Below are 10,740 nucleotides of genomic sequence, written 5' to 3'. Positions count from 1 at the left end.
GTCGGTCGTGAATGGTCGGCGGTAGAACAGAGCGATGTCGTGACGACCGGAGAAAGGTCGTCGTCGTCTCTCGTGCGGAAGGTGGGACTTGAACCCACACGCCCTGGGGCACAGGAACCTAAATCCTGCGTGTCTGCCAATTCCACCACTCCCGCGCGGTGGAATCAGTCTACTGATCACCGAATCCGCGTGTCTGGGGATCAGCCCGTAGTCCGCGCCGGCCGACGGTCGGGCGCGGGGAAGGCCTGTGGATAACTTCCGAGGCAGGCCTCGGATTGTTGCGAGGATGCCGGGGTGAGTCATCCGTCCGCCCTTGTCGCCGAGCGCGTGCGGTCGCGTCTGCGTGCCGAGGGCATCGATCCGTCCGTCGATCCGGACGCGGCATGGCGGATCACCCATGCCGAGGTCCGGCGTCACGACGATCTCGCCCTCGCTCGCGGCGAGTCCCTGATCGACGATGAAGCGGCGTGTGTGAGAGAGGTCATGGCGTCGCTCAGCGGATTCGGTGCGCTGCAACCGCTGCTCGACGATCCGGAGATCGAGGAGATCTGGCTCAACGGAACGGGACACGTGCACGTCGCGCGAGAGGGAACGGCCGAGCGGACGTCCCTTCGTCTCGACGAAGGGACCGTGCGCGACGTCGTCGAGCGCATGCTGCAGTCGACCGGTCGGCGGGTCGACATCAGCCAGCCGTTCGTGGATGCTTCGCTGCCGGACGGGTCCCGTCTGCATGTGGCGATCGCTGATGTGGTGAGGGGCTCGTGGGCGGTCAACACCGGCAATAACTAAACGTACGTACCGGCCAGCGTTACGTGACGGGAGCGCTCATGGGTTGAAGAAGAGCTGAATGCCACGCTCGGAGTTGAGGGCATAGACGACCGTGTAACCGCCGACCTTCATGTCCCGCGCGGGCGCGCCGTCGAGGCCCTGGGTGATCGTGTACTGATCGTCTTTGTCGGGCACCAGCTCGGCCAGCAGACAGCTCCATGCGTCGCCAGTTGCATCGCGGCTCTGGTCGTACGAGAGCACTCCTTCGTCGTCGACGTTGATTCCGGCCTCCCCGCCGCCGCACTTCTCTGCGGCGGATGCCGGCGACATCGGCGCGCATCCCACGAGGGCGAGTGCCGCGATCAGGGGGACGACGAATCTGGCAGGTCTCATGCCCTCACGCTAGTGCCGCCATGCGTCCGCCGCGACCGGGCGAGCGCGCGCTCTGCCAACCGTTCGCGCACGAGGCGAGCAGTGAGAGGGTGCGCCGAGATACCCTCGGACGACTCGGCCGCACGCATGAGAAGGACGGCGTACCGAACGGGGCTGATCCCGAGGTCGTGACGGATGCGTTCTTCGCGGTGCGGCAGATGCTGCGGGTGGGCGGCTTCGAAGGCGAGGATCTCGGCAGGCGTCACGCGCTCAAGCCTCGCCCTGACCTCCGACATCGGAGCGTCGGGGTCTCGTTTAGACTCGAACCTCTCGGCCGGAGGAAGGAACTTACCGGCGATGGGAAACCCTGGGGCGATGCTCTCCGCTTACCGTGACATGCAGTCGCAGGCGCGATCAGTTCTCGAAGCTGCGAAGCATGGTCCGCTGCAGTCGCTGACACCCCGAGAGCTCGACGAACGTGAGCAGCCGATGACCGTCTATCCGCGACCGAAGCGGGTGCGTGCGTGGGTGCGGTTCGGGCCTGAGGCGGTGCGCGTAGACGCGAAACTGGTGCGGTCGACGCCCCTCGCCGCCGGGATCGAGTTCCGTGCCGAGGACCAGACGTTCCGCTGCTGGGTATGGGGGAACGCCGTCACGCTCGCCGATGAGGAGATGTAAGGCGACACGACGAAAGACCCCCACCCAGCCCGAAGGCTGGGTGGGGGTCTTTTCGGCGGGGGTCGGTCAGGGGAAGGTGCGGTCCTGGTGCTCACGCACTCGAGTGCCGAGATCGGCCTGAGGCTCAGGAGCGACCGTCCATGTGCCGTCGACGGCTTCGATCATGGCGATGGCCGGGCTCGGGTCGTTCGGCAACGTGGCGAGGATCAGGCGCACGAGGGAAGTGAGCGCAGAGATCAGAGCGAACTGCACGACGGTCGACCATGCGACGTCGGAGAGCAACGTCGCGCCGACGAAGCCGGACGCGAGAGCCTGGGCGAAAGTCTTCACGGTGCGCTCGACGGCTGCCAGCCACCACGGCAGGTCGACCCCCACAGATTCGGGGAGGCCAGCGAGCGACGTCACGATCGACGTGACGAAGCCGAGCACTGCGGCCGACAGGATCGTCAGCCACTGGATGTCGGCGATGAGTGCACCGCCAAGGTAAGGCAGCGCGATCGCGAGAGCGGTGTAGAGGCCGCGGAGGGCCGCGGCCTTCCACCAGAGGGCGTTGATGAGCTTGCTCATGGGATGACTCCTTCGAGGATGGTGGTTCTGCACACGCCCGCGTCTGCGGTCGTGGTGTCGGTGTAGGTGACCGTCCAGCGGCCGGTGGTGTCGTCGCAGTAGAGCGACTGGATGCCGCGGCCGTCTGCGCCAGCAGGGCCCTGCGACCCCTGCGCGCCCTGGGGGCCGGGAACGGTGGAGTCCTGGCCGTCGCGGCCGGCGACACCCTGCGGCCCCGGAACGGTCGAGTCAGCGCCGGGGGGACCAGCAGGACCGGGGACGGTCGAGTCGAGGCCAGGGCGGCCGTCCTTGCCAGCGGGGCCGGCCGGGCCGACGGGACCGGGGGCGCCCTGCTCGCCGGGGGGACCTTCGTCGGCCACGACTGCAGGATCAGGAGCGGCGGGTTCCTCGCCCGTCGTGGCAGTGAACTCGTCGTACAGCTCGACGTACTGCGTCTGCCACGTCATCGCCTGCTCGTGCCACGAATCACGGCCGATCGCCGACCCGAGCCAGCCGAGGCCGAGCGCAGCCGCGACAAGCACGAGCAGGACGGTGAACATGAGGAAGATGCGCCGGCGTTCGCGAACGGACGCCTTCAACAGTGCTTCGGTGTCAGTCATGCTTCTCCTCCGCGAGGATTCCGGTTCGTGCAGGCCACGGTGGGTAGACGCCCCGCTCGACGCCGCTCATGAGGTCGCCCTCGCGGCGTTCCCATGCGACGTCTCGGCGCTGGTACCAGACGAGGGCTGGTTCGAGGCGGTCGAGACGTCCTTCGAGGACCTCGATGCGCTCCTGCTGCTGGTCGATCATTTGGTGTTCGAGTGAGCCCTTCTTCGGAAACAGCGAAGCGAGCGCGGCGATGGCCCCGACGATGACCGCGACCGCCCACCCGCCGATCGCGGTCAGGTCGGGCATCAGCCGTTGATGATCTTGAGGCCCTGGATCACAGCCGGGGTCTGCGGTCCGCCGAGCTCGATCAGTTCGCCACGGACGATGTCCTCCCGGCAGCGGTCCAGCTGGAATCCGTTCCACTGCCGCACCGCCGTGCCTGCGAGGTAGTCGACGACGAACCAGCGGCCGTCCACTTTCGGGTCGATTTGCATCAGTCGCTTCATGGTCTTGTGCTCCTTGGGGTCAGACTTCTTCTCGGGGTCGGCGGGCATCGAGGAACCGGCGCCGGCAGGTGATGCGATGACGCCGATCGGTCCCCAGTGCGTCCAGTGCCATGCCTCGCTGAACGACAGTCCTTCGCACGTGATGTTGTGTCTGGTGGCGAGGATCCTTGCCCTTTTATGTGCCGCGGTGGTCCGGTCGTTGTACGGCCACTTCAGGTCGTTCGACCTGCGCTTCTCGTGGTTGCTGGTGTCCGGAACTCCGACGGTGTCGGGATGGATCTGGTACCAGGTCTTGCCCTGCCAGACCCTCTTCCCGTAGACCTTGCGGCCATTTGGAGTCAACGTCATGCGCTCATACCAGATGCGGAGCTGGTCCTCTGGTTCGCGATCGCCGGAGAGGGACACCATCGGGGGATGGCCCTCCCGCTCAAGATCAGCGGAGAGTCCGGCGAAGGCATCAAGAGTGCCGCTCGCACGGTTGTATGCCCCGTTGACGAAACCGAATGGCATCACGCCACCGCCGTCCAATAGAACGCCACCGGGTTCGACGCGAGTGGAGCATCCGCGTTGTCGTTGCGAAGGACGAGGACGTCGAACGTCGTCGCGGTGATCGTCCCGACCTGGGCTTTCAGCCGAGCGGGGATCACAGGAGATCCGCTGCTCATCACCGGAGTGACCGCGAGCGGCGCCTTGCCCATGCCGTGCGCGACCTGGACTACTCCGCTGGCGTTCGTGCCCGCGGAAACGTAGCCGCCAGCGACCGGCAAGTACCACACGGTCCCGGACCACCGGTACACGACTGTGCCGACGCGGCACTCATCGCCAGCTGTCAACAGCCCGGGGTAGGACGTCGCAAAGGAGTCAGCAGCAGCCTTGGATGCGAACGTCAGGACACCCGACGCGGGAAGCCACACGGACCCATCCACGGTGTATTCCAGGCGATGCAGGCCCGGGGCGTCAGCGCGATGCACCACGAGCGGCTTGTCCGAGGCGGGCCCTTGACCGACTGCGACTAGATCGTTGACGAGCTGTCCACGGGCTGTCGTGTTCGCGACGGAAACGACGTCGCGAATGCTGTTGCCAAGGGCGGAGAAGATCGTCGCCCGGCTCACAGACTGCTCTGCGCCGGTCGGGATCGTCTGCTTGCGTGCGTTAGTCGTGGGCATCTGGCACCACCTCTCCGCGTGACTGATGCCACGTCTTGTGTCCGATCAAGTTCGGCGTCAGACCCCAGCACAGGGTGCAGATGCCATAGATTCCGTTGTCGACCTCTTCGGTCCGCGTTTCTGGCTCGTCCATCTGTGGACCCCCTACGCGATGACCTTGTACTGAACGACGAGTGCCATTCCGTCGGCGTGAACCGGTGCCCGATCGGGAGTTCCGGAGAACCCGGCATAGTCGGTCCCGACCGTGATCAGTCCGCGATACGCGCCGGTGCGGAATCCCTCGAACACGCTCGAAGGGAGATCGACTTGCGCTCCTTGTCCCGGCGCGAGCGCTGCTGAGGCGGCCGTGGCACCGCTGCCGGACGGCGCGCCGGGAGGCTGTCCGCCATGTGGGGACGGCTGCAGCACAGCTACCTTCCCGGCGCTCGAGGACGTGTCCGCCCTGTAGACGGTCGGAAGCATGCGGGTAATTGCCTGTGCGCCGAGGGCGACGATCTGATCACCGTAGGCCGCGAGCCCAGTCATGGGGCCAGAGCCGAACCCGTTGCCTTGCCAGAGCGTCGAACGGCCGCCATACCGGTCAAGGTTCCACGAGTCCCAGCGAGACTGCGCGGACTTCCAGGATCCAGTCCACTGCGGCAAGATGATCGCCTGCCTGTCGACGAGCTGCCCGGGATTGACGGATCCACCGCCGGGCTGGCCCGGATTCTCGGCGTTGTAGCTGCCGGAGGGGCCGAGAACGAACACGGGCTGTCCGTATCGCTCCCCGGAGCGAAGGACGTGAACGTCGGTTCCGACGGCGTAGGTCCCCGGCTGGTAGGGCAGGGCGAAGGAGCCGCCCAACGTTGCGACCGTGAGTTGCCCGACGCCGGCGTTCACCGCGGTGACCTTGCCGCCTGCGATTACTTGGCCGGGCGTGAGCGGCCCCACGCAGAGGGTTACGCGTCCGCCGTCGAGGGGTGATCTGAGCAAGCGCACGCGGCCGTTCGCGGTATAGATCCCCGGCTGCGCCGGTACCCAAAGCCCTGGGGACCCTGCGATAGAGACCTGAGCTTGGCCCTTCACCGGATCCAGGCCGAGGAGGATCCCGACGATCATCGCGCCAGCGTCCGCCGCGGGAGAGATCCCTTCGGGGAGCGGGGCTGCGAGTGCATATGCGTCAAGCTCGTACATGCGGGGTTCTCCTCAGAATGCGGCGACGTCGATTCGCATCGCTCCGTCGTTCACGGTGAGAGGCATCTCGACGCCGATGATGTAGCCCCACTCCCGGGCTTCGAGTTCCGTGCCCCGGTCGATGTAGAGCTCCACTGCGTCGTCGAGTTCGAGGCGAGGGTCGGGGACGAGTTCGACCTGTCGGATACGTGACTGCCTGACGCTGTTGTCTCGCATCGTGGTCGCTGCAGCGCGGCATTGATCCTCATTCAGCAGCAGCGGCGATGAGAAGAACTTCGGCACCGGAAGATAGTCGCCTGACGGATCCATAGGGCCACCGTTCACGGTGACGACCGCGAACGCGTCCACTCCGTCAGCGCTGCTGCGGGCGACGAACACGTTGTACGAGCCCTCGCGACTATCAGAGGTCGGCGCGCCGATGATTGTTCCGTCCGCGCCGTCGGTGAGGGTGATGACAGGGACGGGAACCTCGGGCAGCGGTGGAAGCACCACGATGCCGCCCCAGGAGTCTTCCCGGAGTCTGGCCGGCCATGCGTCGGCGATCTCGTAGAGCGCCTTCAGCCGGTCCTTGTCCCACTCCATGGTCTTCGGGCACGCCCGATCGGCGAGTGCGGGTGCGAACTGGGCCGACATGTAGGCCGGTGTGAGTCGGGCGAACTCCGAGCGGAGGGTTCCGTCGTCGCGCGGGCCGAGAGATTCCACGAGCATGTCGTCGGAAACCGGCTGGAGCATCCCTGCCGCCGACACCTCGATCTGCCCGTTGGCGCCGTCCTTCCAGTCGGTGATCTGGAAGCGCCCGAGCCGGACGAGAACGCCCTCGACGAGGACCGAGATGTCCAGAACTTGCCCGTACCTGGCCAGCGGGGCGAGCGGCGTTGACGGCCGCCAACGGCGAGTGCGACCGTTCTCGACCGATGTCGCAGCGACCGTGAGCTTCACGTCGGACTGGACCTCCTGCCCGACCGTCCACGTGACCTTGCCGCGAAGCACCGGAACGTCGTCAGCGAGAACTGCTCCGCCCAACCAGGATGAGACCATCGGCCGCCATGATGCTGCAGCGGCGAGCACGGAGGCGGGGGGACCGGGCCGAACCATGGGTGCCTCCGATCAGATCGTCGACCAGTCGAACGTGTCGAACTGATCCCAGGGAATGCCAGCCATGCGGGCGTCGAACTCGGCCCAGGTCTTACCGGCCCAGGCTGCATCGAAGTCGTCCCACGAGAACGACCCGAGACGGACGTCCATGTAGGGGTCGTCGATGATTGCGTAGGGGAACCACCAGACCCGCTTCCCCTGGCGGGGGAGGAGAGTCGAATCGAGGTTGCCGTAGCTGATCACCCCGACCGGGTCCATGTCGGCCAGTTCGGTTCCGAGTCGGTAGAGCAGCGGTTCACCGGTCGCGAGCAGTGCGCGGAATTCTGCAGACTGCTCCTGAGTCACGAAAACGCCGAAGCGTCCCTCGACGTCTCCGGTCACGTCGTATCGGATCGCGGAGCGGGACCGGCCAGCGACCCGAAACTGCGCTTGATTTGAGGCCAGGCTCGTATCGAGAGAGCCGAGCGCAAGCTCGAGAGCGAGTGCCCGGGACCCGTTGAGCGATTGCAGCACGAAGTCGCTGGCGAACGGAACAGTGATTGGTGCGCTCGTCTGTGAACTGGGCCCAGCGGTGAAGGTGTACACGATCGGCTGGTTTCCTGGTGCGCGGTTGTCGCCCAGTGTGAGCTGGCTACCATCTCCCACTCCTTCACCGCCAGGCACGGTCCAAGACCTGCCGTTGACAGCCCCGGTGAGCGTCCAAGGGACACCCACCGGGGTTACGTCCACGACTATCTGGACCATCTGCGGCGACCCGCCACCGATCAACGTCGCGGTGATCATGTACGCCTCCCTCCCCGTCGGAACGGCGTGCTCGCTGAACGCTGAACGCCGCCGGCCTCGTCTCGCACGAAAGCGGTGAATTCGCGTTCGCCGACGACGAGCGTGAGCGAGCTCGGAAACTGGGAGAGAACATCTGCCGTGGGAGCGGGCGAAGACCCTTCGGCGAAGGCACGGGCTCCACCTGGGATATAGGTGCCGCCGAAGATAGACGCAGTCTCGGCCATGATCGCCTCGGCCCGCGCGCGCTTACTCAGCGCGTGCGGCACATAGGTCTCGCCGCCGGTCTCCGGCTCAGCCCACACGCGCACGTCGCCGGCGCGTGCAATCTGGGCCACGTGATTCTCTGAACGGTAGACGTTGCCCGCTGCGTTGAAGCTCACCCGCGGGATCACAGCCCCGTTGGCGTACGCGGAGACCGTCTTGCTTCCAACCTGGAACGACTGGTTCCCGGTCTCCGCGTCGACGAACACCTTCACGCGGCGACCGTTGTTGAGGGTCACGAAGGTGTCGACCTTGTTCTGCGCGGCAGCCGTCTCCGCGAGGATCTCGATCTCCTTCTGCGACGGGATCTTGTAGATCGAGTCAGCGAGAGCGATCGCGGCATCCTCGGACGTGCCCATCGCGATGGCGGAGTCGATGAGCTTCTGCCGACCATCCTGCAGACGTGCGAGGTAGTTGCCCGTGTTCCCGTCGAGATTCAGCTGTGCCTCAGCCGCATCCTGCGAGTCCTTCGCCATCTGGACGAGCATGTTCGAGTTGTCGATGCCCGCCTGAGTCGTGAGGTCGAGCCCGCGACCGAAGCCCTCGACTCCGCCCTGGATGTTGGCGATCTGCTCGTTGACCTTGAGGAGCGTCTCCTGGTAGTCCGCGTTCGTGGTGACCGCGTCCTGGCCGACGCCGTTGGCCTCGTTGATCGTGTCGATGAGGGTCGTCAGCTTTGAGTTGAGATCCTCGACGGAATCCGCCTCCGCGATGTACGCATCCGCGGCCGACTCCGAGGTATCAGTGCTCCCCTGATCCGCCTGCTGCTTCTGCTCAGCGATGCGGATGGACTCCTCGATGCTGGCATTCTCGCCCTTCACCGCGTCGATGATCGCGTTGATGTTCTGCAGTCGTGCATCGTCTACGGCAGAGGTGTCGCCGGCCTTCTTGTCGGCGTCGTAGGCGGCCTGGTACTCCTCCTGTGCGGCCTTGAGCTCCTTGAGGGCATCGACGTTGCCCATCGCGGCGTCGGTGACGCGCTCGAGCGACAGCCCGAGGCTCTCGGCCTTGTCGAACGCCGAGGGTTGGTTGAACCACAGGAAGGATCCGCTCGCGGCCAGGTTCTCCTTGACCATGTCGCGGGTCGCTTTGGTGATTCGGTTCGTGCCATCTTCGAGAGTGTCCGCGTACGCCTGGGCCTTCTGCCGAGCCTCTGTCTGCTGGGCAGCGAGGCCCGCGACGATCGTGATGATACCCGTCAGCGCGAGACCGACCGCACCTCCGATGAGGGCCGTCTTCCCCATGCTGGTAGTGGTTTGGTCGAGGGCGAGCTTGAGTTCGAGGAACTTTGCTCGCGCGCCGACCGCGCCACCGGCGAAGAGCAGCACGGCGGCCGTGGCCACGCCGAGCACTGTGGCGGTCGCCTGGATGGGCTCGGGCGCCTCACCGTACATGTCGATGAGCTCGGTGATGCCCTGGACCATGCTGCGGAGCACGTCGTTCGCAGCGGATCCGGTCTTGATGAGCGCGGTGTCGAACGCGCCGCCGAGCTTCTCGATGTCGCCGGCGAGGTTGTCCTGCCGCATCGCGGCCTGGCGGGCGGCATAACCGGACTCGTCGACCGCGTCGGTCCACTCGTTGACGGCCTTCGCTCCGCCTTCGTAGAGCACGCGCGCGGCGGTGATCTGCTCGTTGCCGAAGATGCGACCGAGAGCGGCCGATCGCTCGGCCTCAGTGAGGCCGCCGAACGCGCCCTTGAGTTGCTGGGAGATCGCGGCGAGCGATTTCATCTTCCCGTTGCCGTCGAAGATCTCGACGTTGTACTCCTTCATCGTCTTCGCCGCCAGAGCAGACGGGGACGTGAGGGACATGAGCACACCGCGCAGACCGGTGCCCGCGCGCTCGCCCAACTGCCCCTGGGACGCGAACAGCGCCAGGGTGCCCGTGGTCTCTTCGAGCGAGATGCCAAGACCGGCAGCGACGGGGCCGACGTACTGCAGGGCCTGGGCGAGGTCGTCGACGGAGCCCTGTGCCTTGCCCGCGCCGGCCGCCAGAAGATCGGAGACGTGCCCAGCATCCTTGCCTTCGAGGCTGTACTGCTTGAGCGTGGTCGCCATGATCTCCGCGGAGCGCGCGACCTGCAGCTGTCCGGCAGCCGCAAGGGCGAGAGCACCGTTCAGTGAGCCGCCGACGATCTCTGCGACCGAGAGGCCTGCTTTCGCGAGCTCCTCCTCTGCGTCGGCGGCCTCGCGAGCAGAGAACGCCGTGTCAGCGCCAGCGTCCAGGGCGGCTTCGCCGAGCTTCTGCTGCTCGGCGGTGGTCGCCATGGTAGCGGCGCGAACGTTGGACATCGCCGCGTCGAACTCGGTGCTCTTCGCGATCGAGAGCGTGACGAGCGCGGCGACGGCCGTGCCCGCGATCAGCAGTGCGGCCGAGAGCTGCTTCGCGGCAGAGATCTGCTGCTCCGTCGCCTGGCGCTGCTTCTCCTGCTCCTCGGAGGACTTTTTCGACTTCTTGCCGACCTCCTCGGTCGCCTTCGCCTGCTCGTCGAGCGGCGCCTTCGCGGACTTCGCCTTCTTGCCGGTCTCGTCGGTCGCGGTGCCGAGTCCGTCGACCTGACCCTTGGCTGTCTGCGCGGCCTTGCCCGTCTTCTCGACGGCGTCCTTCGCGTCAGCCTGATCCTGCTTGAAGATCTGGGCCCCGAGCGTCTGGAGCTTGAAGACCAGGCTCCCGGCGTCGAATGCGGACATCGTCTACCGCCTTTCGCAGCCAGCTGCCGTCGATGTCGAGGAGTCGTTCGACCGCGCCACGGACGAACTGCCAGGTGTGTGTGTCGAGCGCCC

Annotated in this window: 13 protein-coding genes and 1 tRNA gene; 2 read left to right on the top strand and 12 right to left on the bottom strand. The window is 66.2% G+C overall.

Annotated elements, in window-relative coordinates:
• Positions 1-73 precede the first annotated feature (73 nt).
• Positions 74-155, bottom strand: a tRNA-Leu gene (locus MicroSTF_RS14580).
• A 139-nt stretch (positions 156-294) separates the two neighbouring features.
• On the opposite strand from MicroSTF_RS14580, the gene MicroSTF_RS14575 reads away from it, so the two are divergent.
• Positions 295-789 carry a hypothetical protein gene (locus MicroSTF_RS14575; protein WP_322956704.1) on the top strand — a complete coding sequence of 165 codons (495 nt, stop codon included), beginning with the start codon at positions 295-297 and terminating at the stop codon, positions 787-789.
• A gap of 36 nt (positions 790-825) precedes the next feature.
• Here the strand turns inward: MicroSTF_RS14575 and MicroSTF_RS14570 are convergent, their stop codons facing one another.
• The gene (locus MicroSTF_RS14570; protein ID WP_322956702.1) at positions 826-1,161 is read right to left on the bottom strand and encodes a hypothetical protein; all 336 of its coding nucleotides are present in this window, start codon (positions 1,159-1,161) and stop codon (positions 826-828) included.
• Positions 1,158-1,436, bottom strand: coding sequence for a DUF3263 domain-containing protein (locus tag MicroSTF_RS19225; RefSeq protein WP_416338491.1), 279 nt, complete (start codon positions 1,434-1,436; stop codon positions 1,158-1,160). Before MicroSTF_RS19225 ends, MicroSTF_RS14570 begins: the two co-directional genes overlap by 4 nt.
• A gap of 79 nt (positions 1,437-1,515) precedes the next feature.
• Between MicroSTF_RS19225 and MicroSTF_RS14565 the strand changes: the two genes are divergently transcribed.
• Positions 1,516-1,818: a hypothetical protein gene (locus MicroSTF_RS14565; RefSeq protein ID WP_322956700.1), complete on the top strand. Its 303-nt coding sequence runs from the start codon at positions 1,516-1,518 to the stop codon at positions 1,816-1,818.
• Positions 1,819-1,884: 66 nt separating this feature from the next.
• Here MicroSTF_RS14565 and MicroSTF_RS14560 read toward each other — a convergent pair whose 3' ends face one another.
• The 9 genes from MicroSTF_RS14560 to MicroSTF_RS14520 form a co-directional block, all read right to left on the bottom strand.
• Entirely contained in the window at positions 1,885-2,385 is a 501-nt protein-coding gene (locus MicroSTF_RS14560; protein ID WP_322956698.1) for a holin, read from the bottom strand.
• Positions 2,382-2,984, bottom strand: coding sequence for a hypothetical protein (locus MicroSTF_RS14555; RefSeq protein ID WP_322956696.1), 603 nt, complete (start codon positions 2,982-2,984; stop codon positions 2,382-2,384). Before MicroSTF_RS14555 ends, MicroSTF_RS14560 begins: the two co-directional genes overlap by 4 nt.
• Positions 2,977-3,279, bottom strand: a complete 303-nt coding sequence (locus tag MicroSTF_RS14550) for a hypothetical protein (protein ID WP_322956694.1) — start codon at positions 3,277-3,279, stop codon at positions 2,977-2,979. Before MicroSTF_RS14550 ends, MicroSTF_RS14555 begins: the two co-directional genes overlap by 8 nt.
• Positions 3,279-3,989, bottom strand: a complete 711-nt coding sequence (locus MicroSTF_RS14545) for a hypothetical protein (protein WP_322956692.1) — start codon at positions 3,987-3,989, stop codon at positions 3,279-3,281. Before MicroSTF_RS14545 ends, MicroSTF_RS14550 begins: the two co-directional genes overlap by 1 nt.
• The gene (locus MicroSTF_RS14540) at positions 3,989-4,645 is read right to left on the bottom strand and encodes a hypothetical protein (RefSeq protein WP_322956690.1); all 657 of its coding nucleotides are present in this window, start codon (positions 4,643-4,645) and stop codon (positions 3,989-3,991) included. The genes MicroSTF_RS14545 and MicroSTF_RS14540 overlap by 1 nt, the downstream gene beginning before the upstream one ends.
• 144 nt (positions 4,646-4,789) lie before the next feature.
• Positions 4,790-5,743 (bottom strand): hypothetical protein, encoded by a 954-nt coding sequence (locus MicroSTF_RS14535; RefSeq protein WP_322956688.1) that lies wholly within the window; start codon positions 5,741-5,743, stop codon positions 4,790-4,792.
• Positions 5,744-5,830: 87 nt separating this feature from the next.
• Complete coding sequence (locus tag MicroSTF_RS14530; protein ID WP_322956686.1) at positions 5,831-6,856, bottom strand: hypothetical protein; 1,026 nt, start codon at positions 6,854-6,856, stop codon at positions 5,831-5,833.
• A gap of 69 nt (positions 6,857-6,925) precedes the next feature.
• The gene (locus tag MicroSTF_RS14525; protein ID WP_322956684.1) at positions 6,926-7,696 is read right to left on the bottom strand and encodes a hypothetical protein; all 771 of its coding nucleotides are present in this window, start codon (positions 7,694-7,696) and stop codon (positions 6,926-6,928) included.
• A complete protein-coding gene (locus tag MicroSTF_RS14520; RefSeq protein WP_322956682.1) occupies positions 7,693-10,647 on the bottom strand; it encodes a phage tail tape measure protein in 2,955 nt (984 codons plus the stop codon). The genes MicroSTF_RS14525 and MicroSTF_RS14520 overlap by 4 nt, the downstream gene beginning before the upstream one ends.
• Between the last annotated feature and the right edge of the window lie 93 nt (positions 10,648-10,740).

The sequence above is a fragment of the Microbacterium sp. STF-2 genome (genome assembly GCF_034650155.1).
Classification (GTDB): Bacteria; Actinomycetota; Actinomycetes; order Actinomycetales; family Microbacteriaceae; genus Microbacterium; species Microbacterium maritypicum_A.
Note: the sequence above shows the minus strand (reverse complement) of the source record. Positions and strands in the feature narration are given on the sequence as shown.